The sequence below is a fragment of the Amycolatopsis sp. NPDC059235 genome, assembly GCF_042754125.1.
Taxonomy (GTDB): Bacteria; Actinomycetota; Actinomycetes; order Mycobacteriales; family Pseudonocardiaceae; genus Amycolatopsis; species Amycolatopsis albidoflava.
The window spans coordinates 43,821-70,283 of record NZ_JBHZAG010000032.1 but is presented as its reverse complement, the minus strand read 5'-3'; the positions used below and the strand labels follow the sequence as shown (position 1 = coordinate 70,283).

At 69.7% G+C, this 26,463-nt stretch carries 25 protein-coding genes; 7 read left to right on the top strand and 18 right to left on the bottom strand.

From position 1 onward, the window contains the following. Nucleotides 1–108: 108 nt before the first annotated feature. The gene (locus tag ACFXI3_RS21860; RefSeq protein ID WP_378401670.1) at nucleotides 109–1,347 is read right to left on the bottom strand and encodes an aminotransferase class I/II-fold pyridoxal phosphate-dependent enzyme; all 1,239 of its coding nucleotides are present in this window, start codon (nucleotides 1,345–1,347) and stop codon (nucleotides 109–111) included. 71 nt (nucleotides 1,348–1,418) lie between these two features. Here ACFXI3_RS21860 and ACFXI3_RS21855 point away from each other — a divergent pair, with 71 nt between their 5' ends. The 3 genes from ACFXI3_RS21855 (at nucleotide 1,419) to ACFXI3_RS21845 (ending at nucleotide 4,193) form a co-directional block, all read left to right on the top strand. Continuing rightward, nucleotides 1,419–1,901, top strand: coding sequence for a hypothetical protein (locus tag ACFXI3_RS21855; protein ID WP_378401668.1), 483 nt, complete (start codon nucleotides 1,419–1,421; stop codon nucleotides 1,899–1,901). Between the two features lie 43 nt (nucleotides 1,902–1,944). Beyond that, nucleotides 1,945–3,090, top strand: a complete 1,146-nt coding sequence (locus ACFXI3_RS21850) for a GDSL-type esterase/lipase family protein (RefSeq protein ID WP_378401666.1) — start codon at nucleotides 1,945–1,947, stop codon at nucleotides 3,088–3,090. Between the two features lie 161 nt (nucleotides 3,091–3,251). Continuing rightward, complete coding sequence (locus tag ACFXI3_RS21845) at nucleotides 3,252–4,193, top strand: methylenetetrahydrofolate reductase (protein ID WP_378401664.1); 942 nt, start codon at nucleotides 3,252–3,254, stop codon at nucleotides 4,191–4,193. Here the strand turns inward: ACFXI3_RS21845 and ACFXI3_RS21840 are convergent. The 13 genes from ACFXI3_RS21840 to ACFXI3_RS21780 all read right to left on the bottom strand — a co-directional run bounded on the left by ACFXI3_RS21840 (nucleotide 4,171) and on the right by ACFXI3_RS21780 (nucleotide 15,982). Beyond that, entirely contained in the window at nucleotides 4,171–4,659 is a 489-nt protein-coding gene (locus ACFXI3_RS21840) for a hypothetical protein (RefSeq protein WP_378401663.1), read from the bottom strand. The genes ACFXI3_RS21845 and ACFXI3_RS21840 overlap by 23 nt on opposite strands. Then, nucleotides 4,656–5,144, bottom strand: coding sequence for a hypothetical protein (locus ACFXI3_RS21835; RefSeq protein WP_378401697.1), 489 nt, complete (start codon nucleotides 5,142–5,144; stop codon nucleotides 4,656–4,658). Before ACFXI3_RS21835 ends, ACFXI3_RS21840 begins: the two co-directional genes overlap by 4 nt. Nucleotides 5,145–5,206: 62 nt before the next feature. Continuing rightward, nucleotides 5,207–6,448 (bottom strand): MlaD family protein, encoded by a 1,242-nt coding sequence (locus ACFXI3_RS21830; protein WP_344267873.1) that lies wholly within the window; start codon nucleotides 6,446–6,448, stop codon nucleotides 5,207–5,209. Next, nucleotides 6,448–7,638, bottom strand: coding sequence for an MCE family protein (locus tag ACFXI3_RS21825; protein ID WP_378401661.1), 1,191 nt, complete (start codon nucleotides 7,636–7,638; stop codon nucleotides 6,448–6,450). The genes ACFXI3_RS21830 and ACFXI3_RS21825 overlap by 1 nt, the downstream gene beginning before the upstream one ends. After that, nucleotides 7,635–8,831 carry an MCE family protein gene (locus ACFXI3_RS21820; RefSeq protein WP_378401659.1) on the bottom strand — a complete coding sequence of 399 codons (1,197 nt, stop codon included), beginning with the start codon at nucleotides 8,829–8,831 and terminating at the stop codon, nucleotides 7,635–7,637. The genes ACFXI3_RS21825 and ACFXI3_RS21820 overlap by 4 nt, the downstream gene beginning before the upstream one ends. Then, on the bottom strand, nucleotides 8,828–9,859 hold the full coding sequence (locus tag ACFXI3_RS21815) for an MCE family protein (RefSeq protein WP_344267879.1): 1,032 nt from the start codon (nucleotides 9,857–9,859) through the stop codon (nucleotides 8,828–8,830). The genes ACFXI3_RS21820 and ACFXI3_RS21815 overlap by 4 nt, the downstream gene beginning before the upstream one ends. Continuing rightward, entirely contained in the window at nucleotides 9,856–10,893 is a 1,038-nt protein-coding gene (locus ACFXI3_RS21810) for an MCE family protein (protein ID WP_344267881.1), read from the bottom strand. The genes ACFXI3_RS21815 and ACFXI3_RS21810 overlap by 4 nt, the downstream gene beginning before the upstream one ends. Continuing rightward, the gene (locus ACFXI3_RS21805; RefSeq protein WP_378401656.1) at nucleotides 10,890–12,245 is read right to left on the bottom strand and encodes an MCE family protein; all 1,356 of its coding nucleotides are present in this window, start codon (nucleotides 12,243–12,245) and stop codon (nucleotides 10,890–10,892) included. The genes ACFXI3_RS21810 and ACFXI3_RS21805 overlap by 4 nt, the downstream gene beginning before the upstream one ends. Then, nucleotides 12,242–13,102 (bottom strand): ABC transporter permease, encoded by an 861-nt coding sequence (locus ACFXI3_RS21800; protein ID WP_009075203.1) that lies wholly within the window; start codon nucleotides 13,100–13,102, stop codon nucleotides 12,242–12,244. The genes ACFXI3_RS21805 and ACFXI3_RS21800 overlap by 4 nt, the downstream gene beginning before the upstream one ends. A gap of 1 nt (nucleotide 13,103) precedes the next feature. Next, nucleotides 13,104–13,895, bottom strand: coding sequence for an ABC transporter permease (locus tag ACFXI3_RS21795; RefSeq protein ID WP_344267887.1), 792 nt, complete (start codon nucleotides 13,893–13,895; stop codon nucleotides 13,104–13,106). Nucleotides 13,896–14,012: 117 nt separating this feature from the next. After that, nucleotides 14,013–14,777 carry a glucose 1-dehydrogenase gene (locus ACFXI3_RS21790; protein ID WP_378401654.1) on the bottom strand — a complete coding sequence of 255 codons (765 nt, stop codon included), beginning with the start codon at nucleotides 14,775–14,777 and terminating at the stop codon, nucleotides 14,013–14,015. 13 nt (nucleotides 14,778–14,790) lie between these two features. After that, nucleotides 14,791–15,672, bottom strand: coding sequence for a 3-oxoacyl-ACP reductase (locus ACFXI3_RS21785; protein ID WP_378401652.1), 882 nt, complete (start codon nucleotides 15,670–15,672; stop codon nucleotides 14,791–14,793). A gap of 124 nt (nucleotides 15,673–15,796) precedes the next feature. Next, entirely contained in the window at nucleotides 15,797–15,982 is a 186-nt protein-coding gene (locus ACFXI3_RS21780; RefSeq protein ID WP_378401650.1) for a ferredoxin, read from the bottom strand. A 103-nt stretch (nucleotides 15,983–16,085) separates the two neighbouring features. Between ACFXI3_RS21780 and ACFXI3_RS21775 the strand changes: the two genes are divergently transcribed. Both ACFXI3_RS21775 and ACFXI3_RS21770 read left to right on the top strand, forming a co-directional pair. Next, nucleotides 16,086–17,249, top strand: a complete 1,164-nt coding sequence (locus ACFXI3_RS21775) for an acyl-CoA dehydrogenase family protein (RefSeq protein ID WP_378401648.1) — start codon at nucleotides 16,086–16,088, stop codon at nucleotides 17,247–17,249. An 11-nt stretch (nucleotides 17,250–17,260) separates the two neighbouring features. Continuing rightward, nucleotides 17,261–18,289: an acyl-CoA dehydrogenase family protein gene (locus ACFXI3_RS21770; RefSeq protein ID WP_344267897.1), complete on the top strand. Its 1,029-nt coding sequence runs from the start codon at nucleotides 17,261–17,263 to the stop codon at nucleotides 18,287–18,289. Here the strand turns inward: ACFXI3_RS21770 and ACFXI3_RS21765 are convergent. From ACFXI3_RS21765 to ACFXI3_RS21750, 4 genes are all read right to left on the bottom strand, one after another. Beyond that, complete coding sequence (locus tag ACFXI3_RS21765) at nucleotides 18,273–21,350, bottom strand: GNAT family N-acetyltransferase (RefSeq protein WP_378401646.1); 3,078 nt, start codon at nucleotides 21,348–21,350, stop codon at nucleotides 18,273–18,275. The two genes, ACFXI3_RS21770 and ACFXI3_RS21765, sit on opposite strands and share 17 nt — an antisense overlap. A gap of 2 nt (nucleotides 21,351–21,352) precedes the next feature. Continuing rightward, the gene (locus ACFXI3_RS21760) at nucleotides 21,353–22,525 is read right to left on the bottom strand and encodes an acetoin utilization protein AcuC (protein ID WP_378401644.1); all 1,173 of its coding nucleotides are present in this window, start codon (nucleotides 22,523–22,525) and stop codon (nucleotides 21,353–21,355) included. Between the two features lie 57 nt (nucleotides 22,526–22,582). Further along, entirely contained in the window at nucleotides 22,583–23,449 is an 867-nt protein-coding gene (locus ACFXI3_RS21755) for a DJ-1/PfpI family protein (protein ID WP_378401642.1), read from the bottom strand. A 72-nt stretch (nucleotides 23,450–23,521) separates the two neighbouring features. After that, complete coding sequence (locus ACFXI3_RS21750; RefSeq protein ID WP_378401640.1) at nucleotides 23,522–24,361, bottom strand: sulfurtransferase; 840 nt, start codon at nucleotides 24,359–24,361, stop codon at nucleotides 23,522–23,524. Nucleotides 24,362–24,470: 109 nt separating this feature from the next. Here ACFXI3_RS21750 and ACFXI3_RS21745 point away from each other — a divergent pair, with 109 nt between their 5' ends. After that, nucleotides 24,471–25,193 carry a metal-dependent transcriptional regulator gene (locus ACFXI3_RS21745; protein WP_344267907.1) on the top strand — a complete coding sequence of 241 codons (723 nt, stop codon included), beginning with the start codon at nucleotides 24,471–24,473 and terminating at the stop codon, nucleotides 25,191–25,193. Next, on the top strand, nucleotides 25,190–26,374 hold the full coding sequence (galK, locus tag ACFXI3_RS21740) for a galactokinase (RefSeq protein ID WP_378401638.1): 1,185 nt from the start codon (nucleotides 25,190–25,192) through the stop codon (nucleotides 26,372–26,374). The genes ACFXI3_RS21745 and galK overlap by 4 nt, the downstream gene beginning before the upstream one ends. Nucleotides 26,375–26,463: the final 89 nt, after the last annotated feature.

Sequence of the window (26,463 nt, the reverse complement as noted above, 5' to 3'; positions counted from 1 at the left end):
GCCGGGGCCCGCCCCCCCCCCTCCTGAAAAAAACCCCCCCACCGCCCCCCCCTCTATCCCCCCGGCCCCCCCCCCCCGTGGGGGGGGGGGCCGCCACGGAACCAGTGCTCAGGCGCGCTGCGCGACCGCGAGCCGCACGCAGACGGCGAGGGCGCGGACGGCCTCCTCCACCTCGGCCAGCTCGGGGAAGGTCGGCGCGATGCGGATGACCGCGTCGGCCGGGTCGTCGCCGTGCGGGTGGGTGGCCCCGGCCGGGGTCAGCGCGACGCCCGCCTCCTTGGCCAGCCGCACGACCTCCTTCGCGGTGCCCTCGGGCACGGTCAGCGAGATGAAGTACCCGCCGGTCGGCTTGGTCCAGGTCGCCAGGTCGGCCAGCTCCTCGGAGAGGATGCGCTCGACGGCGGCGAACTTGGGCGCGATCAGCTCGGCGTGCTTGCGCATGAGCGCGCGGACGCCGTCGGCGTCCTTGAGGAACAGCGCGTGGCGGAGCTGGTTGACCTTGTCCGGGCCGATGGTGCGCTTGCTCAGCACGCTCTGCCACCAGGCGAGGTTCGCCTCGGACGCGCCGAAGAACCCGACGCCGGCACCGGCGAAGGTGATCTTCGAAGTGGAGCCGAACACGAACGCGCGGTCCGGGTTCCCGGCCTCGGCACAGAGCGTGAGGATGTCGGCCAGCTCCGGCTCGTCGTCGGCGAGGTGGTGCACCGCGTAGGCGTTGTCCCAGATGATCCGGAAGTCCGGCGCGGCGGTGGGCATCGCGGCGAGCCGCCCGGCGACCTCGGCGCTGAAGGTGACGCCGGTCGGGTTGGAGTACTTCGGCACGCACCAGATGCCCTTGACCGCGGCGTCGTCGGCCACGAGCTGCTCGACGACGTCCATGTCCGGGCCGGTTTCGGTGATCGGCACCGGGATCAGCTCGATGCCGAACCGCTCGGCGAGCGCGAAGTGCCGGTCGTAGCCGGGCACCGGGCACAGCATCGCGATCCGGGGCTCGTCGGCCCAGCGGCGCGTGGCGCCCGGCAGGGTGCTGAGCATCGCCTGGGCGATGGTGTCGTGCATCAGCTCCAGGCTGGAGTTGCCCGCCGCGAACAGCTGCTCGACCGGCACCTGCAGCGCGCCGGCGAAGATGCGGCGCAGCTCCGGCAGCCCCTTGAGCCCGCCGTAGTTGCGGGTGTCGGTGCCGTCCTCGGCCTTGTGCTGGCCGTTCGGCAGCGTCAGGAGATCTGCGGAGAGGTCGAGCTGCCGGGGCGACGGCTTGCCGCGGGTGATGTCCAGGGACAGGCCGCGCTCGACCAGCGCAGCGTAGTCGCGACGGGCGGTGTCGACGTCGACAGGAGCTGTGGTCATACCACCACGCTAAACCGCTCGCGCAAGCCAGTTCGGGTGACCCCCGGCTCGCGTGGGCTAGCGTGGGTGCCGTGCGGTACCTGGTGCATGCCGAGCAACGGCAGTTCTCCTTGCGGGACAAGGACGCCTGGCGTCCCGGCGACGGCGGATGGACCGACGAGGCGGTGTCCGCGCACCGCGTCGCGGTAGAGCCGTCGTCGCTCTCCGTGGCGACCGCGCGCTCCGATTGGGTCGAGGTCGACGTGTCGGTCGCTGGGGCGGCGCCCTCGGTGCGGCCGGACGCGTCCCACGTGGTGGAAGCCGATCTCGACGTCCCCGGCGGCGAGGCGACGCTGGCCGGTCCCGCCGATTACGAGCGCCAGGTTCACCGGATCGCGGTCCCGCCCGGCCGGTACCGGGTCCGAGTGTCCTATGTGGAAAGCGGCCCGCCGGACGCCGAATGGCACGACCACGAATTCGGCGAGCATTTCCGGTACGTGCTGGACCTGTGGCCGTCCGCCGGAGCCGCCCCGGTCGCGGTGCTGCGCCAGGGCGCCGAGGTCTGGGACGGCTGAATCCCGTTGGCGGCGCGCGGACCGGGACGGCAGACTCGGCGGCATGCAGTGGATCACCACCGAGATCGGCGAAGAGTTCGTGCGCGGTGCACTTGAGCTGGAACGCACGCCGCAGGGCCTGCTGCCGCACCGGCTGACCGCACGGGCACGGGCGCAGAACACCGACAGCAGGCTCGCGCTGGCCGAGTCCCAGCCGTCCGGCGTGCGGTTGGCGTTCCGCACCGAATCGACCGCCATCGAACTGGACACCCACCGCACGAAGGTCGGCTACGTCGGCCTGCCGCCGCTGCCGGACGGCGTCTACGACCTGGTGCTGAACGGCCGCCCAGCCGGTTCCGCCACGGTGTCCGGCGGCGACGAACTGACCCTCGACATGATGACCGGATCCAGCGAAACCCGCCCCGGCCCACCTGGCACGGTCCGGTTCTCCGACCTGCCCTCGGGGGTCAAGGACGTCGAGATTTGGTTGCCGCACAACGAAACCACCCGGTTGGCCGCGCTTCGCACCACCGCCCCGATTTCTCCGCTGCCGCCCGCACGGCGCGCCTGGCTCCACCACGGCAGCTCGATCAGCCACGGCACCGGAGCGGCAGGCGGGTCCCAGACGTGGGCCGCGCTCGCCGCCGCGGCGGCCGGGGTGGACCTGATCAACCTGGGCTTCAGCGGGAGCGCGCTGCTGGACCCGTTCACCGCACGGGCGATGCGGGACACGCCCGCCGATCTGATCAGCGTGAAGCTGGGAATCAACGTGGTGAACGCCGACCTGATGCGGCTGCGCGCTTTCAGCCCGGCCGTGCACGGTTTTCTGGACACGATCCGGGAGGGGCATCCGGATGTCCCGCTGGCGGTGATCTCGCCTTGGCTGTGCCCGATCCACGAGGACACGCCGGGGCCGGGTGCTCCGGTCTTCAGCGCCGGAACGCTCCGGTTCAAGGCGACCGGGGATCCGGCTGCCGTGGCGGAGGGGAAGCTGACGCTGAAGGTGATCCGGGAGGAGCTGGCGCGGATCGTGACCGCGCGGGAGGATCCGGGGCTGTATTACGTGGACGGGCTTTCGCTGTACGGGGAAGGGGATTTCGCCGCGCGTCCGCTGCCCGACGAACTCCATCCGGACGCGGCTACGCATCGGGTCGCGGGGGAAAGGTTCGCCAAGCAGGTGTTCGGGGCTGGCGGTCCGTTCGCGGGATAGAGGCCCGGTCTGCACCCGCATGACCGCTTGCTCGCGTACGTGAGGGGAACCCTGAGGGACTCTGATTCCCTCAGGGTTCCCCTCACGTACAGCGCGGCGCAGGGCACAGTGATCCAGCGCCGGGCCGCGACCCGACGGCCCCGGCTGCTAACTTCCGCCTCATGGCGGACCACACTCTCCGGGCCAAGCTGACCGACTCCGGCAGCGGCGTGCTGCTCTTCGGCATCACCCCGCCGCGCCTCAGCACCTCCCCTGAGCGGATCCGGGAGATCACCGCCGCCACCCTCGCGCGGCTTGGCGACCTCGACGTCGACGGCCTCGCCCTCTACGACATCGACGACGAGAGCGACCGCAATCCCGAAGAGCGGCCGTTCCCCTACCTGCCGACCCTCGACCCGGCCGCCTACCACGCGGACTATCTCAGCGAGTGGGACCGGCCCGCGGTGATCTACCGGTGCGTCGGCAAGTACCCCGGGGACGAGCTGCGGAGCTGGCTGCGGACCGCCGACACCGAACGGGTGCTGTCCGTCTTCGTCGGGGCCTCCTCGAAGGGCAAGGACGTCCACACCCGCCTGTCCGAGGCCCAGGAACTGCGCCGCGAAGTCCGGCCGGACCTGCTGCTCGGCGGCGTCGCGATCACCGAGCGGCCCGACGAGCACCTGCGGCTGATCGCCAAGCAGCAGGCCGGCTGCGCGTACTTCATCTCGCAGGTGGTCTACAGCGCCGACGCGGCCAAAAGCATGGTCTCCGACTACTTCTACGCCTGCCGCGACCAGCAGCTCGAACCCAAGCCTGTCCTGTTCACCCTGTCTGTCTGCGGGTCGGCGAAAACGCTGGCGTTCCTCAAGTGGCTCGGCGTCCACGTCCCGCGCTGGCTGGAGAATTCCCTGCGCCACGCCGACGACACGCTGGCCGAGTCCTACGAGCAGTGCCTGGCCACCGCCCGCGACCTGGCCGCTTTCTGCCGCAAGCTCGGCATGCCGTTCGGCTTCCTCGTGGAGAGCGTGTCGATCCGCAAGGTCGAGATCGAGGCGTCGGTGGCCCTCGCCCGAGAGGTCGGCGAACTGCTCGGCCGGACGGTTACAGCGGATCCAGCGCGGTGATCTTCCACTGTCCGTCGGTGCGATGCGCGGTCACGGACAGCTGCCCCACCGACGATTGCGGGGCACCGCCGCCCGGCAGGATCGTTTGCTGGTCAAGGAAAAGCAGCAGGCTCGCGTCATCGCCGTGCAGGGAGCGGACTCCGATCGCGCGGACGGTCGTCGTCCGGACGAGTTTCTCGTTCGTCGCGCGTTGGCGGGCCGCGGCGAATTGGCTTTGGTACTGGCCCACCGCTGAGCCGGTGAGGACGTCGCCCGCGGCGCGAGCGGTGCGGTCCAGGTTCGCGTAGTCGTAAGAAAAGACCGCCTTGACCGCGGCGCTGACCTGGTCGGTGACCTGCGCCGTCGCGACCGGGTCGACCATCGCTTCGTCGTCTTCGGGTTGCAGCAGCGACGCTTGCACGCCGAACCACACGGCGCACGCCACCGCGACCGCGGCCACGCCAGCGGTGATCGTCCGCCGGTTCACGAGCCCACCGCCTGGACAGCGCCGATCTTCCACGCGTCGCTGTCTCGCGCGAAGTCCACGGCCAGGCGGGCCTGTTTCGCCGAGGGCGCGCCATCGCCGGTGCTCACGCGGACGTTCAGGACCGCGATCAACCTTGCCGTGCCTGCCGAAGGATCAAGGTCGGTGACAGCGGCTTGCACCAGCGAAGCTGTCGACACGATCTTGGCGCGCTTGGCCCGGTCGATCTGCATCTGCCGGTCGCCGGAAAGGTCTTTGCCGTACTGCCCGGTGGTCGCGGCGATCCAGCGGTCCACGTCGACCGCGCTCGTGCGGTAGTCGATCGTGTTGAGCGTGACCAGGCTCGTGCTCGCGGCGGCCAGCACGGCGTCCCGTGCCCGGCCGCGGGCGAGGCTGTCGTCCTGCGCCGCGCTCCACCACGACCAGCCGAACCACGCGGCAGCCAGGACCGCGACTACGGTCAGCGCGGTCAGCACCCGTCCGCTCAGAAAGGGCTGACCCGCAACGACCTCGTCGGCAGCGTCATCAGTTTCCGCGGTATCAACAGCCATCACGAACCGCCCAGCAACGCCCCGAGCCCGCCCTTCAGCGGCGCGGTCAACTGCCCCAGCAAGCCCGGCAACTGCTGCTGCGAACCCTGGTCCGAAGGCGCGGAAGCCTTGGGCGCGGCCGGAATCGCGGGCGGCTTCCCCGCGTACGGCGCGTTCTGCGCCCCCCGAACCTCAGTCGGGCTTCCCGGCGGCTCCGCGCAGTAAGCGTTCATGTTGACCGGCGCTTCGCTGGTGTCGTTGGCCGGACGCTGTTTCGTGCCCTCGTACCCCTTCGTGCACGAATGCGGGTCGAAGAAGTTGAACACCACGCCCAGATGCCCGGTGCCGTCCGGCGAGGTCGTCGGCGAGAACGCCGAGATCACCGGATACGCCACCAAAAGCTCCTCGATGGCGTCCTTCCGCATCGAGGTGACCTGCGCGGTGGTGAGCGAGTTCGCGAACAGCACGCCGAGGTCGGTCCCGGACGTCGCGAGCACGTCGCTGATCTGCCTGCTCAGCTGCGGAGCCTCGTCGATCACCTTGCGGATGGCCGGATCCGACGATTTCAGCTGCCCGGTGATCGTCTTCAGCCCGGACGCGAACGCCGTGATGTTCTGCGCCTGCCGCTCCTGCGTCGCGAAGACCGTGCGCGAATTCGCCAGCAACCCCTGCGTGTCCGGCACGTACTGTGCGGCCGTCGCGGTGAGAGAACTGGTGCTGTCCAGCAGTTTCTGCAGCTGCGGTCCGGAACCGGCGAAGGCGTCGTACGTCTCGTCCACCACGGTCTTCAACGACTCCGGGTGGACGCTCGCGACCAGGCCGTCGAGGTGGGTCAGCACGGAATCCGGCGTCGCGGGCAGCGACGTGCGGTCCTGCGTGATCACCGCGCCGTCCTCGAGGTACGGGCCGGATTCGCGGTCCGGCAGCAGGTCCACGAACTGCTCCCCCACCGCCGACCGGTTCGCGACCTGCGCGTGCAGCGCGGACGGGATGTCCGGGCCGCCGGAGTCGATGTCGAGCCGGACGTCGATGCCCTGCGGGGTGAGCGTCATGGCCCCGACTCGGCCGACCGTGACGCCGCGGTAGGCGACCTCGGAGTTGACGAAAACCCCGCCGGAGTCGGCGAGCTTGAGCGTCACGTGATACCCGCGGTTGCCGAAAATGCGGTCGAGACCGGCGTAGTGCCCGCCCGCGTACGCTACCGAGACGATCGCGATCGCGAAGAACACCAGCAGCTGGATCCGGACTTTGCGCGTGTTCATCAGCCGCCTCCCAGCAGACCGCCGAGCAACCCGCCCAAGCCCGGTTTCGCTCCGCCCGTCGCCGGCGTGTTGGGCAGCGGCAACGGGAGCTGCGGCAGCTGCGGCGTCCCTTGCCCGGCGGCGGGCGGCGCGCCCCCGGTCGAGGGAGGCGTCGGCAGCTGGAACGGCGGCTGCGACGAGTTCGTGAAGTTCTGCACCAGCTTGTCGAGATCGAGGTTGATCCGCGCGTCGACGTTCGCGTAGTCGCCCTTGATCACGTTGCCCGCGTAGTCCGGGAACGGGTAGGTGAGCAGGATCCGCAGCGCGTTCGGCAGGTCCTTGCCCGCCGCGCTGAGCTGGCGCAGCGTTGGCTCCAGCGCCTTGAGGTTCGCGACGAGCTGGTCCCGGCTGCGGTTCACCGTGTCGACCGCGACGCCGGACAGCTTGTTCAGCGAATTCAGCATCGCCACCAGCTGGTCGCGCTGGTCGGCGACGATCTTCAGCCCCGGCGCGAGTTTGTCCAGCGCGGTGGCGAGGTTCTGCTTCTGCCCGACGAGCGTGGTCGACAGCTTGTCCAGCCCGTCGATCGCGCGCAGGATCTCGCCCTTGTGCCCGTCCAGCTGGGTGGCCAGTTCGTCCACTCGGGACAGCAGCGCGCGCATCTGCGGTTCGTTGCCCGACAGCGCGTCGTTGAGTTCGTGGCTGATGTTCTGCAGCTGGTCGACGCCGCCGCCGTTGAGCAGCAACGACAACGCGCCCAGCACTTCCTCGATTTCCGGGTTGCGGTTCGTGCGCCCGAGCGGGATCTGCGCCCCGTCGGCGAGCTTGCCGGACGGCTTCTCCGCGGTCGGCGCGCTCAGCTGCACGAACTTCTCGCCGAGCAGACTGGACTGGCGCAGTTCGGCGCGCGCGTTGGCGGGCAGCTGGACGTCGCCGTTCACTGTCATCGACACGAGCGCGGACCGGGTGTCCGGCGTGAGCGCGATCCGGTCGATCCGGCCGACCGCGACGTCGTTCACCTTCACGTTCGCCTGCGGCACCAGGTCCAGCACGTCGGTGAACAGCGCGGTGACGTGGTACGGATGATCGCCGACGTCCGGGCCGCCGGGCAAGGGCGTCGAGTACAGCCCGTTGAACCCGCCGTCGCTGCACCCGGCGAGCACCAGCACTCCGGCGAGCACGCCCGCCAGCCGTTTGCGGAGGCGTTTCACTTGCCACCTCCGGGTTTCTGCGTCAGCACGTCCGTCAGCGGAAGCGGCAACGGCGGCAGCTGGCCGTTCTGCAGCGAGTTCAGCGCCTGCGGGATGGACGGCAGCTTGAGCGTGCCGTCGAGCACCGGCGCGAGCTTCTTGCAGATGTTGCCGAGCGTGTCCGGCAACGGCTTCGGCGTGCCCGCGCTGATCAGCCGGCAGATGGTGAGGATCGGCGGGTTGGTGATCTCGTTCAGGTTGTCGCGCACCGCGATCGTGCCGGACGCCGCGTCGTAGGTGTTGATGAAGTTCGTCGCGCCGACCGGGGCGATGTCGAGCACCTCGGCGAGCGAGGCCCGCTGGTCCACCAGCACCTTGGTGAGCGACGCCAGTTTGGCAACATTGGACGAAAGCCCGTTTTTGTTGTCCGCCACGAACTGTTTGACGTCCCCGAGCGACGTGGACAGCGAATCGAGCGCGGCGCCGACGTCGTGCGAATCGTCGGCGAGGAATCCGCTGACGTCCGCGAGCCGCTGGTAGAACTCGTTCAGCTGGCTGTCGCTTTGGGACAGTGCGGAGGTGAAGGAGTTCAGGTTCTTCACCGTGGAGAACAGGTCGTCCTTGGAATCATCGAGAGTGCCGGCCAGATCGGCGAGCCGGGTGACAGTCGAGTTCAGGTCCTTGCCGTTGCCCTTGAGGTTGGCCGCGGCCGTGTCCAGTAGGTCGGAGAACGCGCCGTTTTTGTTGGCCCCGTTGGGTCCGAGCGCGGTGGACAGCTTGTCGAGGCTCGCGTAGAGGTCGTCCAGTTCGACCGGCGTCGCGGTTTTGTCGCGCGCCAGCACGGTTCCGCTCGCGAGCGTCGGGCCGCTGTCGTACGACGGGGTCAGCTGCACGTACCGGTCGCTCACCAGGCTCGGCGAAACGACCACCGCGCCCACGTCCTTCGGGATCGGGACGTCGTCGTTGACCTTCATGTCCACGCGCACCGCTTGGCCTTCCGGCGTCACCGCGGTGACCTCGCCGACCGCGACGCCCAGCACGCGCACGGACGAACCGGCGTACAGGCCGACGGTCTTGCCGAAGTACGCCGAGATCTTCGTCCCGCCGGTGTCGCGCAGCGCGAAGTAGACGCCCGCCGTGAGCAAAAGCGCTGCCACACAAGCGAATCCGAGCCAGGTAACCAAACTGCGCCCAGCGCGCGTTTCGACAGTCATCGTCCACCCACCCCCTGGTCAGGTGCGGAGATCGGCGGGGTACAGCCCTCCGGGTTGATCGAGATCCCGCCCGCCGTGATCGTCGGCGGCAGCAGCCCGCACAGGTACCCCTCGAACCAGCGCCCGTTGCCGGTCGCGTTCGCGCCGACCCGGGCGAACGGGGCCATCAGCTGCAGGCTCCGGTCGAGGTTGCCCTGGTTGCGCTGCAGCACGTCGGTGACCTTCCCGAGCGCGGCGAGCGTCGGCCCGATCTGCGTGCGGTTGTCCGCGACCAGCCCGGAGAGCTGCTTCGAGATCTCTTGCGTGCCCTTGAGCAGCGTGCTGATCTGTTCGCGGCGCTGCTGCAGTTCGGTCAGCAGCAGATTGCCGTCGCTGATCACCTGCTGCAGCTGGGCGTTCCGGTCGGACAGCGTCTTCGAGATCTTGCTCGTGTTGGACAGCAGCGCGTGCAGATCGGCGTCGCGCGAGGACACCGTCTTCGACAGCGCCGACAGCCCGGACAGCGTGTCCTTCAAGTACTGCGGACTGTCCTTGAGGGAATCCGACAGCGCGGTGAAGCTCTGCGCGAGCTGCTTGGTGTCGATGTCGCCGACCGTGGTGGACAGCTGGTTGAACGCGTCCTGCAGCTGGAACGGCGTCCGCGTGCGCTGCACCGGGATCGTGTCGCCGGGCGTCTGCGTGCCGCCGCCCTTCGTGTCCAGCGCGAGGTACTTCTCCCCCAGCAGCGTCTTGATCTCGATCGACGCCGTGGACGCGTCGCCGACCCGCACGCCCTTCACCCGGAACTTCACGAGCACCTGCTTGTGCCCCAGCTCCACCGAAGTCACCTGCCCGACCTTGACACCGGCCACCTGCACCTCGTTGTCCGGCGCGAGCCCGGCGGACTCGGCGAACGCCGCGGTGTAGGTGGTGCCGTTGCCGAACATCGGGATGCTGTCGGAAAAGTACGTCACGGCGGTGATCAGCACGATGAGCACGAGCGTCACCGCGCCGACGCTGGCTTGGTTTCGATCCTTGAGTCGTTTCACGGGCCACACCTCGGCGCGCGTTCGGTGCCGGGGACCGGAACGATCGGCAGCGTCACGTCCAGCGAGGAAATGCCGATGGTGCCTTCGATCCCGCACAGGTAGTAGTTGAACCAGCTGCCGTAGCTGAGGGTCCGGGTGAACTTCTCCAGGTTGCCCGGCAGCACCTGCAGCAGGTGCTCGATGAGCGGCTGCGAATCGTTGAGGTTGTTCGACAGCTTCCCGAGCTGGGCCACGTCCTGCTGCACGACGGGCCGGGCGTCCGCGAGCAGCCCGGCGGTCGCGTTGGTCAGGTCGCCCAGCGCGCCCACCGCGTCGCCGATCGGCTTGCGCTGCTCGGCCAGGCCGCTCACCAGCCGCTGCGTCTGGTCGACGAGGTCGCCGAGCTGCGGGCCGCGCGCGTTGACCGTGCTGAGCACCTGGTTGAGGTTGTCGATGACCTGCCCGATCACCTTGTCCTTGCCCGCGATCGCCGACGTGATCGACGCGGTGTGCGACAGCAGGCTGGTGATCGTGCCGCCCTCGCCCTGGAACACCTGCACGATCTCGGCGGAAAGCTGGTTGACCTCCTTCGGGTCCAGCGCCTTGAACAGCGGCTTGAACCCGTTGAACAGCACGGTCAAATTCAGCGCCGGTTTGGTCCGCTCGGGCGGGATCGTGTCGCCGGGGGACAGCATGTCTCCGCCGCTGACGTCGGTGCCGAGCGAGAGGTAGCGCTGGCCGACGAGGTTGCGGTACTTGATCGTCGCGGTGGCGAGCGAGGGCAGCTTGTACGCCGATTCGACGAGGAACCGCACCTCGGCGTAGTTCTGCTCGCCCTGGTCGACCCCGATGGTTTCGACCTGGCCGACCTTCACGCCGGAGATCCGCACGTCGTCGCCGGCCTGCAGCCCGGACGCGTCGGTGAACTTCGCGACGTAGGACGCGGTGTTGCCGAAGTTCGTGTTCGCGATCGTGGTGGCGAGGACCCCGGTGAGCAGCACGGTGACCACGGCGAAGATGCCGATCTTGATCAGCGCGGGAACGAACGACCTCATTTCAGCTCCACCTCGGCCCCGCGGTACAGCGGCCCGACCAGCAGCCCCGACCAGCCCGGCACGTTGTCCGGCGTGGTGTTCAGCGTCGGCGAGACCAGCAGGTCCAGCAGCTTCTGCTCGTCGGCCGACCCGACGATGCTCGGCGCGCCGCCGGTCGAGCCGGACCCGCCGGGCAGCGGGCCGTTGGTGAAGTCGCTGGGCAGCGTCCCGTCCGGATTGTGCGGCGGAGCGGGTTTGCTCGCCCCGTCCTTCACCGCGCCGTCGGGCGGATACTGCGGCCAGTGCCCGGGTTTCGGCACCTGCGGATAGCAGCGCGGGCCGCGTTTGTCGTCGTACTTCGGCTCGTCGACGCCGGGCAGGTACTTGCCGCGGCTCGCCGAGAACTCGATCGTCACGCGGCTGACCTCCGGATGCGCGGTGCCCTTGCCGAACGCCAGCTCCGCGTTCGGCACCGTCCCGGCGAGCTGCTTGAACAGGCACGGGTATTCCGGCGCGTACTTCGCGAGCACGTCGAGCGTGGGCTGCACGGCGGTGGTGAGGCGGATGATGTTGTCCTTGTTGACTTCCAGGAAGCGCGTCAGGTCGGTGGCGGTGCCGGTGACCGAGGAGTACAGGTCGGTCAGGCCCCGCTGTTTCTCCACGATGGTCTGGGTCGTCGTGGTGAGGTCCGACAGCGCCTGCAGCGCGTCCGGCGCCGCCTTGTCGTAGATGCCGGAAACGTTGGCCAGCCCGGTGATGTCGGCCTTGAGATCCGGCAGCGAGGGGTTGAGCTTGCCGAGGTAGTCCGACAGCTGGGTCAGCGTCTCGCCGAGCTTCTTGCCGCGTCCGTCGAGCGCGGTGGACACGGCGTTGAGCGTGCTCGAAAGCTTCTCCGGCTGCACCGCCTGCAGCAGCGGCATGACGTGGTTGAGGACCTGCTCCAGCTCGATCGCGGTGCTGCTGCGGTCCTGCGGGATGACGTCGCCCGCCTTGATCGGCCGCTGCGCCTGCTCGGGCAGCTGCAGCGCGACGTACCGCTCGCCGAACAGCGTTTTCGGCAGCAGCCGCGCCGAAACATTCGAGGGGATCACGTCGGTCTTGTCCGGCTGCAGCGCCAGTTCCAGCTCCGCGTGGTCGCCGACCGGCCGCACGTCGCGGATCTCGCCGACGAGCATGCCGCGCACCTTCACGTCGCCGCCGACGCGCAGCTGGCTACCGACGTGGTCGGTCTCCAGCTTCACGAGCGTCACCGGCGTGAAGACCTTGCGGTAGGCGGCGATCGTGGTGGTGAAGAACAACGCCGCCACGACCAGGAAGACCAGGCCCAGCAGCTGGTACTGGAGCCGTTTGCGCAATTCTCGACGAGTACTCATCCGGATATCCGCACTGTCGTGTTCGCGCCCCAGATCGCGAGGCTCAGGAAGAAGTCCAGCACCGAGATCAGCACGATCGACGTCCGCACCGCGCGGCCCACCGCGATGCCCACCCCGGCCGGGCCGCCGGACGCGGTATAGCCGTAATAGCAATGGGAAAGGATCACCAGCACGCTGAACACGATCACCTTGGCGAACGACCACAGCACGTCCTCCGGCGGGAGGAACAGCGTGAAGTAATGGTCGTAGGTGCCCGCGGACTGGCCGTAGAGCCAGATGGTGATCTGCCGCGACGCGAGATACGAGGACAGCAGACCCACCGCGTACAGCGGGATCACCGCGGTGACGCCGGCGAGCACGCGCGTGGTGACGAGGTACGGCATGCTCGGCACGGCCATCACTTCGAGCGCGTCGATCTCTTCGGAGATCCGCATCGCGCCGAGCTGTGCGGTGAACCCGCAGCCGACGGTGGCCGACAACGCGAGCCCGGCCGACAGCGGCGCGACCTCGCGGGTGTTGAAGTAGGCCGAAATGAACCCGGTGAGCGCGGCGGTGCCGAGCTGGTTCAGCGCCGAATAGCCTTGCAGGCCCACGATGAGACCGGTGAACAGCGTCATCCCGATCATCACGCCGAGCGTCCCGCCGATCACCGCGAGGCCGCCGGTGCCGAAGCAGACCTCAGTGAGCAGCCGCGTGGTTTCCCGGCCGTAGCGGCGGATCGTGCGCGGCGACCAGGCGAGCGCCCGGCCGTAGAACGAAAGCTGCTTCCCGAGTCCTTCGAGACTCGCGCCGGGACGCGCGATGATCTCCAGCGTCCGGTCGGACGCGCGGGTCTGCTCGATCGGTTCGGCCGTCATGTCACAACGCCTTCGGGGGCACGACTTTGAGGTACACGGCGGTCAGCACGACGTTGATCAGGAACAGCAGCAGGAAGGTGATCACCACCGCCTGGTTCACCGCGTCGCCGACGCCCTTCGGCCCGCCCGCCGGGTTCAGCCCGCGGAACGCGGCGACCACGCCCGCGACGAAGCCGTACAGGAACGCCTTGATCTCGCTGATCCAGAGGTCCGGCACCTGGGCGAGCGCGTTGAAGCTGGCCAGGTACGCGCCGGGCGTGCCGCCTTGCAGGACCACGTTGAAGAAGTAGCCGCCGAGCACGCCGACCACGCTGACCAGGCCGTTGAGCAGCACTGACACCACGATCGCGGCGAGCACCCTCGGCACCACGATGCGCTGGATCGGGTTGACCCCGAGCACTTCCATCGCGTCGATCTCTTCGCGGATCTTGCGCGCGCCGATGTCAGCGCAGACGGCGCTGCCGCCCGCTCCGGCCACCAGCAGCGCGGTGATCAACGGGCTCGCCTGCTGCACGATGGCGAGCGCGCTGGCCGCGCCGGTGAAGGACTGCGCGCCGATCTGCGTGGTCAGCGATCCCAGCTGCAGCGCGATGACCGCGCCGAACGGGATCGCGACCAAGGCCGTCGGAAGAATGGTCACGCTCGCGAAGAACCAGCACTGCTGGATCCATTCGCGGAACTGGAACGGACGCTTGAAAATCGCCCGCAGGACCTCCCAGGACAGCGTGGCGAGCCTGCCGACCTGAGTCAGCGCCGCGGTGCCCGGGAGAGTGACCGAGCCGCTTCCGCCCACCGCACCTCCCAGTAGTCACCCCCGAGTCTTGCCCATCCCCGCCCGCCGATTTCGGTTAGCGGTGTTCACTCCCGTCCCTTCAGCCCCCAGCCGTCACCCTAGGCCCACCAGCACCGATCACAGTTTCAACGCGTGCGTAGCGGTCGCTCCGCCGTCGGCGACGAACTCGCTGCCGGTGCAATACGAACTCTCGTCGCTGCCGAGGAACACCAGCAGCGGGGCAATCTCGTCCGCCCGGCCGACCCGGCCGAGCGCGACCTTCTTGCCCACCCACGACACGTCCACGTCCGCGCCCGCGGCGTCGGACACCATTTTCGTGTCGATCATGCCCGGATGCACCGAGTTGACCCGGATCCCGCGCGCGCCCAGCTCCAGCGCGGCGACCTTGGTCATCCCGCGGATCGCGAACTTGGTCGCGGTGTAGGCGACGAGAAACGGCATCCCGGCCAGACCCTCCACAGAGGACACGTTGACGATGGAGCCGCCGCCGGCCCCCGCCATCGGTTCAACGACCGAGCGCATGCCGAGAAACGCCCCGATCTGGTTGATCCGCACGACGCGTTCGTATTCGGCCAGCGGCGTCTTCGCGAGCTCCGAAAAGTACAGCACCCCGGCGTTGTTGACCAGCACCGTCGGCGGCCCGAATGCGGCGACCGTGGCCTCGACCGCGGCCGTCCAGCCGTCCTCGTCGCTCACGTCGAGGTGGCAGAACAAGGCCGATTCGCCGAGTTCGGCGGCGAGCTGCTTGCCTTCGTCGTCGAGGACGTCGGCGATCACCACCTTCGCGCCCTGCGCGACGAACGCGCGCGCGGCCGCCGCGCCCTGGCCGCGTGCTGCTCCGGTGATCAGGGCGACTTTGCCGGCCAACCGGTCGTCGGTCATGCGTCCTCCGGGTTCAGGGCAGCGAAAGCAGATCGGTCGCGGCGAACATCCGCTCCGGGTCGCGATCGGCGAAATGCGCGCCGACGGTCGCGGCGAGTTCGCCGGTGGTCCAGGCGCCGTTCGCGGTGTCGAACCGCTCCTCCACCGACGGCGGCTTCAGCAACGCGACCATGCCGCCGTGGACGACGAAAACCTGTCCGTTGACGGCGTCCGCGTCCGGTGAGGCAAGGAATGCGACAAACGGAGCAACGTGCTCTACCGACAACGGATCGAGCCCGTTTTCCGGTGCTTCGCCGAAGACATCCGCGGTCATCGCGGTGCGGGCGCGCGGGCAGATCGTGTTGGCGCGCACGCCGTATTTCGCCAGTCCACGCGCCGCGGACATGGTGAGCGCCGCGATGCCCGCCTTGGCCGCCGAGTAGTTGGGCTGGCCCGGCGAACCGACCAGAAACGCCTCGGACGCGGTATTGATCAGCCGGCCGTACACCGGCTGTCCCTCCATTTTGGAGCGATCGCGCCAGTACGCGGCGGCGTTGCGGGACAGCAGGAAATGCCCGCGCAGGTGTACCGCGATGACCTTGTCCCAGTCCTCGTCGGACATCGAGAACAGCATCCGGTCGCGGAGCACACCCGCGTTGTTCACGACGATGTCGAGGCTGCCGAAGTGGCCCACTGCCGCCGACAGCAGTTCCTTCGCGGTCTCGGCCGAGGAGACGTCCCCGGCCACCGCGAGCGCCTTGCCGCCGTGCTTCTCGATCTCGGCCACGACGTCCGTCGCCTCGCCGATGTCGTTGACCACCACGGACGCGCCTTCGCGGGCCAGCGCGAGCACTTCGGCCCGGCCCAGCCCCGCTCCGGCTCCGGTGACGACAGCGACCTTGCCCTCGAGCGTCATCGAATCGCCCCAGCCCGGTCGTCGTACGTGTTCCCTGCGGCCGATTTCACCCGCGAGCCTCCTCGTCGAAGCCTGCCTGACGAAGCACAGACTAGAATCTGTTCTCGTATTGAGCAAGCCCCGATCAACCGGTCGTGAACAGGGCGTTCTTCGGGCAGTTCGTCACCGCTTGCGAAACACGTTCTACTTCGTCCTCCGGAACCGGGCCGATCACCAGGTTCTCGTCGTCGTCGAGATCGAAGACGTCCGGCGCGAACCCCACGCACACCGCGTTGGCCTCGCACAGCGTCCGGTCGACACTGACCTCCATGCTTCCTCCCGCTCGCCGCTCCTGGTACAACTAGAACAGGTTCTAGCTTACCGCCGGGGCCCGGTACGACACCACAACGAGACCGGCGGGGTGGAGGTGACGGGTGCGGATCGACTATACGAGCGAGCAGCAGGCACTGGCCGCTGAGCTGCGGGAATACTTCGCCGAACTGATGACTCCGGCACGGCGGGAAAGTCTCGCCGCGCCGGGCGGAGAGTACGGCGACGGGTTGGCGTACAAGGAAATCGTGCGGCAGCTCGGCAAGGACGGCTGGCTCGCGCTCGGCTGGCCGCGCGAGTACGGCGGCCAGGACCGGAGCATGCTCGACCAGCTGGTTTTCACCGACGAGGCGGCGATCGCCGGGGTGCCGGTGCCGTTCCTGACGGTGAACACGGTCGGCCCGACGATCATGCGCTTCGGCACGCCGGATCAGAAGGCGTTCTACCTGCCGAAGATCGCCGCCGGCGAGCTGCATTTCGCGATCGGCTACTCCGAGCCGGGCGCGGGCACAGACCTCGCCTCGCTGCGCACGCGGGCTACCCGCGACGGCGACGAGTACGTGGTCAACGGGCAGAAAATGTGGACCAGCCTGATCGAGTACGCCGACTACGTGTGGCTCGCCGCGCGCACCGATCCGGAGGCGCGCAAGCACAAGGGCCTGTCGATCCTGATCGTGCCGACCTCCGCGCCGGGCTTTTCCTGGACGAAGGTGCACACCGTCGCCGGCCCCGGCACCAGCGCGACCTACTACGACGACATCCGCGTGCCGGTCACGTCGCGCGTCGCCGAGGAGAACGCGGGCTGGCCGCTGATCACCAACCAGCTCAACCACGAACGCGTCGCGCTGACCTCTGCCGCACCGGTGCGGAAAGCGCTGGCCGACGTCGTGGAATGGGCTCGCGCGGAGTCGCTGACGGACCGCGAGTGGGTCCGGACGCACCTCGCGCGCGTGCACGCCTACGCGGAGTATCTGAAGCTGCGGAACTGGAAGATCGCCTGGGCCGCCGCTGCCAGCGAACTCGGCCCGGCCGAGGCGTCGGCGACCAAGGTGTACGGCACCGAGATGGCGATCGAGGCGTACCGGCTGCTGATGGAGGTGGTCGGCGCGGCCGCCGTGGTGCGCGACGGCTCCCCCGGCGCGGTGCTCGCGGGACGGCTGGAACGGCTGCACCGTTCGGCGTTGATCCTCACTTTCGGCGGCGGCACCAACGAGGTGCAGCGCGACATCGTCGCCGCCACCGCCCTCGGCCAGCCCGTGACGCGTTAGGAGTTCTCCCGGTGGACTTCTCTCTCACCGAAGCACAAAACGACCTCTCCGCCCTTGCCCGGCGCATTCTCGGCGACCAGGTCACCGCGGAATCGCTGGGCCCGCACGGCTCCGGCGGCTTCGATGCTCCACTATGGACGGTCTTAGCCCGTTCCGGAGTCCTCGACGCCGCCCTGCCCTCGACAGTCGGCGGCGGCGGTTTCGGGTTGCTGGAACAGTGTTCTGTCCTGATCGAGATCGGCCGCGCGGTCGCTCCGGTCCCCTATCTGTCGTCGGTCGTCCAGGCCGGTTCGGTGCTCACCGATCCGTTGCTGGCTGAGAAATGGCTGCTGCCGGTTTCGCGCGGCAAGGCCGTACTCGCTGTCGCGCTGGGCGGTTCGTTCGTCGCTTCAGACGGACGCCTCACCGGTACGCAGACCGCTGTCCCCTTCGCAGCCTTCGCGGACGCCTTACTCGTCGAAGCCAACGACGGCGTGTACATCGTCGAGAAGGACGCTGTTGGTGTCTCTATCGAGGCGCAGTCCACGACCGACCACGCCGACGCGGGTTTGGTGACACTTTCCGACACCCCCGGAGTCGCTCTCGGCGATGTCGGCGAACAGCTGCGCCTTCGCGGCACTCTCGGCGCTTGCGCGCAACAGTTGGGCGTCTTGGAACGCGCGCTCGAACTGACCGCCGACTACACGCGCGAGCGCAAGCAGTTCGACAAGGTGCTGGGCAGCTTCCAGGCCGTCCGACACCGTCTCGCCGACGCGTACATCGACGTCGAAGCCGTACGGCTGACGCTGTGGCAAGCAGCCTGGAAGCTCTCCGAAGGCCTGCCCGCCGCCGCTGACGTGGCCACGGCGAAGTTCTGGGCCGCCGAAGCCGGACACCGCGTCGCGCACACCGCGGTGCACCTGCACGGCGGCGTCGGCATCGACGTCGAGCACCCTGTCCACCGCTACTTCGCCGCCGCGAAGCGCCTAGAGTTCACCAGCGGCGGCGCGACCGAACAGCTGTTGGGCCTCGGCGAACTGGTGGTCAGTCCAACGGCGTGATGTGCCGCAGCCGACGCGGTCCGGTATCCGGCCGCGTCGGCGGCGCGCCCACCACCAGCCGCGCGTTGGCGACGAACGCCCCGTCCGGCGACGCGAGGATCGGATCCAACGCCAACGACCGCACCTCGGGGTTGTCCTCGGCAAGCGCCGCCACGCGCAACACCATGTCCTGCAACGCCGCAAGGTCCGCGGGCTCGTCACCGCGGTACCCCGTCAGCAACGGCGACGTACGCGGCTCACGGATCAGCGTCGCCGCGTCGACGTCGGTCAACGGCACCGCCCGGTACGCGCGGTCCCCGAGCAGCGTGCTGACCAACCCGGACAGCCCGAACGACACAAGCGTGCCGAACGACGGGTCGTCCTGTAGCCCGATCGCGCACGACAGCCCCTTCGGCGCCATCTGTTGCACGTACACGTCTTCGTCGCCCGACACCGCACACAGATCCCGGTACGCACCGCGTACGGAGTCTTCGGACATCAGGTCAAGCCGTACGCCAGCGAAGTCCGGCCTTCCACGCAGCCGCTCGTCGACGGCCTTGAGCGTGACGGGATACCCAAGTTCAGCCGCCGCGGCCACCGCTTTGCTCTCACTGGACGCCACCCGGAACGGCACCACATCCACGCCGTAACAGCTGAGCAACCGCACCACGTCGTCGTCAGACAACAGCGTCGAACTGCCGTCCTCCGGCAACAACTCGCGCACGATCTCCTGTGCCTGCTCGACATGCAATCCGCCAGGCCGCACCAAGGTCCCCTGCGGCCGCTGCCGCCACGCCGCGTACCGCACCACGCGCGCCAACGCGTTGACCGCGCGCTCCGGACTCGAATACGACGGAATCGACCCGCGCGTCGGCACCCCGTCATCGGACAACACCGCCAACTCGTCCGGTACGCCTTCCGCGGCGAGGAACGTCGAGACGATCGGCTTCGACTGCTTCATCTCCGACACCGCTTCGCGCAACGCCCGCGCGTACGCAGCCCCAGGAATCGCCACCGGCGGAGCGAAGACCGCTATCAACGCGTCCGTCTCCGGCGAATCCAACGCCTCGCGCACCGCCGTCGCGAACTCGTCCGGCCCAGCCTGCGGGCCGATGTCGACCGGATCGAACGCCAGCCGCAACCCCTCCGCGCGGGCGGTATCGGCGGCCAGCAACCCGATCGCACTGGAGTTCCCGACAATCCCGATCCGCGGCCCCGCCGGCAACGGCTGATGCGCGAACACGAGCGCCGTGTCGAACAACTGCGCCAGCGACTCGACCCGCACGACCCCGGCCTGCTCGAACAACGCCTGCACACTGGCCTCGTCGACCTCCGCGGAGGTCGCCGCGAGCTGCGGCCGCACCGCGTGCCGCCCGGACTTCACCGCCACGATCGGCTTCGACCGCGCCAACCTGCGCGCGAGCCGCGCGAACTTCCGCGGGTTGCCGAACGACTCCAGATACAGCAGCACCAGGTCGGTATCCGGATCGGTTTCCCAATACTGCAGCAGATCATTGCCGGACACGTCCGCCCGGTTGCCCGCCGACACGAACGTCGACAACCCGAGCCCGCGCGATCCCGCGTCGGCGAGAATCGCTGTTCCGAGCGCCCCCGACTGACAGAAGAACCCAGTCCGCCCCCGCTTCGGCAACCGCGGCGCGAGCGTCGCATTCAGCCGGACGTCCTTCGCGGTATTCAGCACGCCCAGCGCGTTCGGCCCGACCACGCGCATCCCGTGCGCCCGCGCCTCGCCGACCAGCCGCAACTCCGCGTGCAACCCGAGCGGCCCGGACTCGGCGAACCCGCCGGACACGATCACGAGCGTCTTGACGCCCTTGGCCAAACAAGCGTCCAGCACCGATTCGACGGCCTCCGCGGGCACCGCCACCAACGCGAGATCGACGGGATCCGGAATGTCCAGCACCGACGGATACGCCCGCACCCCGCGAACCGACCGATGCTCCGGATTGACCGGATAGACGGCCCCCGCGAAATCGGCCGCGAGCATGTTGGCGAACGCGACATGCCCGACCTTGGTGGGATCCGCCGACGCCCCGATCACCGCCACCGTGTCGGGATGGAGCAGATTGTGCACACTCCGCGCCTCCGCGGCTTGCTCCCTCGACCGCGCGACCGCGAGCGATTCCTCCGTGGGGTCGATGTCGAACTCGAGATGCAGCACGCCTTCCTCGATCGCGCGGCTGACCTGATAGCCCGCGTCGCGGAACACGCGCACCATCGCCGCGTTCTCGCTCAGCACCTCGGCCACGAACCGCCGCAACCCGCTTTCCGACGCCGCCGCCGCGAGGTGCTCCAGCAGAATCGACCCGAGCCCGCGCCCCTGATGCTTGTCGTCGACGACGAACGCGACCTCCGCCGAAGGCCCCTGATCGAGCCGCTCGTAGCGCCCCACCGCGACCACGTCGTCCCCGAGCAAAGCGACGAACGCGACCCGATCGTGGTGGTCCACAGTGGAAAACCGCTCAAGATCCCGCGGCGGGATGCGGGGGTAGGCGCCGAAGTACCGGAAGTACCGCGTGCGCTCAGAAAGCCTGCCGTGCAAAGCGACGAGCCCGTCGGCGTCACTGGGCACGACGGGTCGCAAGTGGACAGTGCCGCCGTCGGAGAGGACGACGTCGGCTTCCCAATCGCGGGGGTAGTCGTAGGGATCGCGCTTCCCGCTGGGGGCGGGGTGTGCTGCCGCAGCTTCGCCAGCTGTTGGGCCGTGCGCAGCGGAATTCCCCGCGGAATCAGGCTGTTCCGACGCCGCTCGCCCATCCGCGGCCGGGTGCGGAGCGGAAAACCCGCCGGACTCGCCCGGCTCGCCGCCCCGTTCGGGTTCGCCTGGCAAACCGCTCTCTCCGTGCTTGCCGTCGGCGGCCGAACCAGGCGATCCGGCGCTGTCCCTTGCGGAAGCGCGGCCAGGCTCCGCCGGTCCGGCCGCGGCGGGCCTGCCCGCTGGGTAACCGGCGTCGCGGGCAAAGGTGCCGCCGGACTCGCCCGTCCCGCGGGCGCCGGGAGCAGGGCCACCGGGGTCGGAAGTGCCGGAGTTTTCGCCGGGATGGCGAGGCTGGTCGGGCATGGTCAGTCCCTCGGATCGTCCGGGTCGAGGCCGTGCAGCGGGAAGATCGCGCGGCGGGTGTCGCGGATCGCGATGTCCACCGGGTCGTCCGCGTCGTCGCCCCACGGTTTGAAGGCGGTGTCCTTGCCGTCGGTCATCGCGGCGGGAAGTTCGGCCGCCGGGGCCGCGCGCGTGACCGTCGAGACCCAGCCGGGCGGGAGCGGCGTTTCCGGCGGGACGTCGCGGTCCAGCACGGTCGCCATCAGGTGCGTCCACGAACGCGGCACCACGCGGATCAGCTGGTATCCCCCGCCGCCGACGGCCAGCCAGCGGCCGTTCGCGTAGCGTTCGGCCAGGTCGCGCAGGGTGGAGTAGATGGTGCGGTGTCCGTCGACCGACAGGGACATGTCCGCCATCGGGTCTTCCTCGTGCGAGTCGACCCCGCACTGCGTGACGAGCAGCTGCGGCTGGAACTCTTGCAGCACAGCCGGAACCACCGCGTCGAACGCGCGCAGCCATCCGGGGTCCCGAGTGTGCGGCGGCAGCGGGATGTTCACCGCCGTGCCGGCCGCCTTGCCCTTGCCGACCTCGGCGGAGTAGCCGGTGCCGGGCCAGAGCGTGAACGGGTGCTGGTGCATCGAAACAGTCAGGACGCGCGGGTCGTCGTAAAACGCGGCCTGGACGCCGTCGCCGTGGTGCACGTCGGTGTCGACGTACGCGATGCGGTCGAAGCCGTGGTCGAGCAACCACGAGATGGCGATCGCGCAGTCGTTGTAGATGCAGAACCCGGACGCGTGATCGCGCATCGCGTGGTGCAGCCCGCCCGCGATGTTGACTGCCCGCCGCACCTCGCCGTCGGCGATCTTGCGTGCGGCGAGCAGCGTCGAGCCCACGACCAGCGCGGTCGCGTCGTGCATGCCGGGGAACACGGGGTTGTCGTCAGTCCCGAGCCCATGCCCGACGTCCCAGCTCACGTTCGGAGCTTCCCGCACGGCGGCCAAGTACTCGGGCGCGTGCACTCGCAGCAGTTCCTCGTCGCCGGCCGCAGTGGGCACGAGCAGTTCGACGCCGTCGAGCACGCCCAGCTCGGTCGCGAGCCGCACGGTGAGGTCGAGCCGGACGGGGTTGAACGGATGTTGCCCGCCCAGGTCGTACTTCAGCAGCGACGGATCCCAGACAACTGCAGGCGACGACATGCCCCGCACTGTACTTCCCCGCCGCGCCCCGAGCCGGATTCCGCGGCGGGGCGGAACTCAGCCGCGCGTCCAGACGACGCCGCGCGCTTCGTACTCCAGCATCTCCTCCAGCCCGGCCGCCGCGTCGGAGCCGAGTTCCCGTTTCACCAGCCATAAGGCCAGGTCCAGCCCGCTCGTGATGCCGCCCGAGGTGACCACGTCGCCGTCGTCGACCACCCGGGCTTTCTTGACCACGCCGCCCTGCTGGACAAGCGTCTCGACCGCGCCGTGGTGCGTCGTGCACGGACGCCCGCGCACCAGTCCGGCCGCGCCAAGCAGAAGCGTGCCCGTGCACAGCGACGCCAAAGTCAGCCCTTCGCGCTGCGCCGCGGCAAGCGCGTCCGGCAGCACCCGGCGATCGATCTCCGCCCAGATGCCCGGCCCTTTCCGCTTCCCGTAACCGCCGCCCGGCACGACGATGATGTCAGCGTCCTGCGGAGACCAGCCGCGCTCGACCTCCACCTTCGTGCCGTACGAAGCGCGCACGACGCCCGGCCCGTCCACGCGCACGTACGAAACGTCCGTGCCGCGCTTCGCGTGCATGCCCGCCGCGGAGAACACCTCGTAGGGACCGGCGAAGTCCTGCTCCTCGACGCCGTCGAACAACACGACCTGCACCCGCAACGGCCGCCGCCCGGCCGCGGCCTCAGTCGCCGCCGACCCGGTCGACACAGCCCCGGTCGCCGCCACAGCCCCAGGCGTCGCCGCAGCCGAAGTCCCGGCCGCAGTCCCAGCCGTCGCGGCAGCTCCGGTCGCCGCCGCGGCCCCAGTCCCAGCCGCAGACCCGGTCACCACCGCAGCCCCGGCCGGCACCGCAGCCACGGACGTCGCCGCCATCGCCGCTCCGGCCGCCGCCGACCCGCGCAGGAATGTCCGTCTCTCCATGAACGCCGCCTCTCGCCTGGAAAAGCCTTCCGGACGAAAAGTCGGCCCGCGGCACCGAAAGTTCCGGCGAATTCAGCCGCGCTCGGGACCGGTGGCCGCCGGACGTTCCGGATCGCGCGACCAGTGCGACCACGACCCCGCATACAGCGCGGCAGGCTCCGTCCGCCCCGCCACCTCCAGCGCGAGCACCACCGACGACGCCGTCACGCCCGAACCGCAGTAAGCGCCGACCGGAACGTCCTCGGCCAAACCGAGCGCCGAGAACCGTTCGGCAAGTTCGGACGGCGACTTCCAGCGCCCGTCCGCGCCCGCGTGCTCGGACGACGGCGCGCTCACCGCCCCCGGAATGTGCCCGGCCCGCGGGTCGACCGGCTCGGTCTCGCCCGTGTAGCGGACGTGCGCCCGCGCGTCGAACAGCACGCCTTCGCGCGCGAGCACCGCCGCGTCGTCCGCCGACAGGACCGGCATGCCGCCCGGCCGGACCTCGATGTCGCCCGGCTCCGGCGACGGCGCCTCGGCCGTCACTTCCCGCCCCTCGGCCAGCCACGCTGTGTAACCGCCGTCGAGCACCGCGACCTCCGGATGGCCGGCCCAGCGCAGCAGCCACCAGGCCCGCGCGGCGACCGAACCGTCGGCGTCGTCGTACACGACCACCGCGCGCCCGTCCCGAACGCCCGCTTTGCGCAGCTCACGCTGCAGCACCGCCGGGTCGGGCAGCGGGTGGCGGCCGCCGTCTCCGGGTGGAGCGGCCAGCGCCGTGTCGAGGTCGACGAACACCGCCCCGGGCACGTGTCCCTCCTGGTAGGACTCCGCTCCGGGCGGTCCGCCGAGCCGCCAGCGGACGTCCAGCACGACGGGACGCTCGCGATCGGGGAACGCGGCGAGCTCAGCGGGCGAGATCAACGGTCGCATGGCCCCATCCTGCAGGTCCGGACGCGGTTCGCGCATCAGGGCAGGACTTTTCGGCGGGGCCGCGCCGTTACGCCGAGGCGGGCCGTCGCTGTCGGGGCCAACGACTACGATGAGCTACGCGGACGAAGGGGACAGCGTGAACGATCTCATCGACACCACCGAGATGTACCTGCGTACCATCTACGAGCTCGAAGAGGAAGGGGTCGTCCCGCTGCGGGCCCGGATCGCGGAGCGGCTGCAGCAGAGCGGCCCCACCGTGAGCCAGACCGTGGCCAGGATGGAGCGCGACGGGCTGGTCGTCGTCGCCGACGACCGGCATCTGCAGCTCACCGACCACGGCCACGACCTCGCCGTCGCGGTCATGCGCAAGCACCGGCTCGCCGAACGCCTCCTCGTCGACGTGATCGGCCTCGAGTGGGAGCACGTGCACAACGAGGCGTGCCGCTGGGAGCACGTGATGAGCGAGGCCGTCGAGCGCAAGCTGGTGAAGCTGCTCGACCACCCGACCACGTCGCCCTACGGCAACCCGATCCCCGGCCTCGACAAGCTCGGCGACGGCGATCCCGCGCCGCGCGCCGAGGACGGCCTGGTGCGCCTCGACGAGTACGCCCGCACCGGCGGCGGCGAGGTGGAGATCCGCCGCATCGCCGAGCACGTGCAGCTCGACGAGTCGCTGCTCACCGAGCTGCGGACGGTCGGGATCGTGCCCGGCGGGCTCGTCACGGTCGGCAAGGCTTCCGGCGGGAGCGCGACCGTCGAGGTCAAGGGCACCGAGACCACGGCGCAGGTGTCCACCGCGGCGCTGCACGCCGTGCTGGCGCTCGCCAAGTGACCCCGGCGACCGACGCGGCGCGCGCGTTCCGGGAGGTCCACGGGCGGGCCCCGGCAGGCGTGTGGTCCGCGCCGGGCCGGGTGAACCTGATCGGCGAGCACACCGACTACAACGACGGTTTCGTGCTGCCTTTCGCGCTCCCGCACCGGCTCGCCGCGGCCGCTTCCCCGCGCCAGGACGGCAAGCTCCAGGTCGCCACGCTCGGCGACGACGGGCAGCTGCAGCACTCGGGGCCGCACGACATCGCCGCGCTCGAACCGGGTTCGGTGCCGGGATGGGCCGCGTATCCCGCCGGGGTGGCGTGGGTGCTGCGCGACCAGGGTTTCGCAGATGGAGCCGACCTGGTCATCGCCGGCGACGTGCCGTCCGGGGCCGGGCTTTCCTCCTCTCACGCGCTGGAATGCGCGGTTTCGCTGGCTTTGCTGGGCGTGGCCGGGGTGGAACTCGAAGACGGCGGCGCGAGCACTCCCGCGCGCCCGGAGATCGCGCGCTGGGTGCAGCGGTCGGAAAACGACTTCGTCGGCGCGCCCACCGGGCTGCTCGACCAGACGGCGTCGCTGTGCTGCGAGGATTCGCGGGTGCTGTTCCTCGACGTCCGCTCGGGCGAGATGGAGCAGGTGCCGTTCCCGCTCGGCGAAGCCGGGCTCCGGGTGCTGATCATGGACACCCGCACCAAGCATTCCCACGCCGACGGCGGCTACGGCGCCCGGCGGCGCGGCACCGAGCGCGCGGCGGAACTGCTCGGCGTGAAGGCGCTGCGCGACGTCGCGCTCGACGGCCTCGACGAGGCTCTCGGGCGCCTGCCCGAGGATCTGGTTCCGCTGGTGCGCCACGTGGTCACCGAGAACCAGCGGGTGCTCGACGTGGTCGCGTTGCTGCGCGAGAAGAAGCTCGCCGAGATCGGGCCGCACCTCGACGCTTCGCACGTGAGCATGCGCGACGACTACCGCATCTCGACGCCCGAGCTCGACCTCGCGGTCGACTCGGCCCGGTCGGCAGGCGCGCTGGGCGCGCGGATGACCGGCGGCGGGTTCGGCGGCTCGGCGATCGCACTGGTCCGCGACGAGGATCTGGACGGAGTGCGCACCGCGGTCGAAACCGCCTGCGAGCAGGCCGGGTTCCGCCGCCCGCGGATGTTCACGGCGGTCCCGTCGCGCGGCGCGGGCCGCGACGAAGCCTGATTTCCGGAGCAACCCCCGGAGGGTCCGTCGCGTCGCACTGAGGGGAGACTGTGCCGCAGAGTCGCCACCCCTCAGCAGAAAGGCCTTGA

What these genes read in the sequence shown, in the direction of transcription:
- ACFXI3_RS21760 (WP_378401644.1), bottom strand. Translation starts at nt 22,525, where the DNA reads ATGTCGTCGCCTGCAGTTGTCTGGGATCCGTCGCTGCTGAAGTACGAC.
- ACFXI3_RS21800 (WP_009075203.1), bottom strand. Translation starts at nt 13,102, where the DNA reads ATGACGGCCGAACCGATCGAGCAGACCCGCGCGTCCGACCGGACGCTG.
- ACFXI3_RS21745 (WP_344267907.1), top strand. Translation starts at nt 24,471, where the DNA reads ATGAGCTACGCGGACGAAGGGGACAGCGTGAACGATCTCATCGACACC.
- ACFXI3_RS21850 (WP_378401666.1), top strand. Translation starts at nt 1,945, where the DNA reads ATGCAGTGGATCACCACCGAGATCGGCGAAGAGTTCGTGCGCGGTGCA.
- ACFXI3_RS21805 (WP_378401656.1), bottom strand. Translation starts at nt 12,245, where the DNA reads ATGAGTACTCGTCGAGAATTGCGCAAACGGCTCCAGTACCAGCTGCTG.
- ACFXI3_RS21755 (WP_378401642.1), bottom strand. Translation starts at nt 23,449, where the DNA reads ATGGAGAGACGGACATTCCTGCGCGGGTCGGCGGCGGCCGGAGCGGCG.
- ACFXI3_RS21785 (WP_378401652.1), bottom strand. Translation starts at nt 15,672, where the DNA reads ATGACGCTCGAGGGCAAGGTCGCTGTCGTCACCGGAGCCGGAGCGGGG.
- ACFXI3_RS21810 (WP_344267881.1), bottom strand. Translation starts at nt 10,893, where the DNA reads ATGAGGTCGTTCGTTCCCGCGCTGATCAAGATCGGCATCTTCGCCGTG.
- ACFXI3_RS21765 (WP_378401646.1), bottom strand. Translation starts at nt 21,350, where the DNA reads ATGCCCGACCAGCCTCGCCATCCCGGCGAAAACTCCGGCACTTCCGAC.
- ACFXI3_RS21860 (WP_378401670.1), bottom strand. Translation starts at nt 1,347, where the DNA reads ATGACCACAGCTCCTGTCGACGTCGACACCGCCCGTCGCGACTACGCT.
- ACFXI3_RS21830 (WP_344267873.1), bottom strand. Translation starts at nt 6,448, where the DNA reads ATGAACACGCGCAAAGTCCGGATCCAGCTGCTGGTGTTCTTCGCGATC.
- ACFXI3_RS21845 (WP_378401664.1), top strand. Translation starts at nt 3,252, where the DNA reads ATGGCGGACCACACTCTCCGGGCCAAGCTGACCGACTCCGGCAGCGGC.
- ACFXI3_RS21750 (WP_378401640.1), bottom strand. Translation starts at nt 24,361, where the DNA reads ATGCGACCGTTGATCTCGCCCGCTGAGCTCGCCGCGTTCCCCGATCGC.
- ACFXI3_RS21780 (WP_378401650.1), bottom strand. Translation starts at nt 15,982, where the DNA reads ATGGAGGTCAGTGTCGACCGGACGCTGTGCGAGGCCAACGCGGTGTGC.
- ACFXI3_RS21790 (WP_378401654.1), bottom strand. Translation starts at nt 14,777, where the DNA reads ATGACCGACGACCGGTTGGCCGGCAAAGTCGCCCTGATCACCGGAGCA.
- ACFXI3_RS21820 (WP_378401659.1), bottom strand. Translation starts at nt 8,831, where the DNA reads ATGACTGTCGAAACGCGCGCTGGGCGCAGTTTGGTTACCTGGCTCGGA.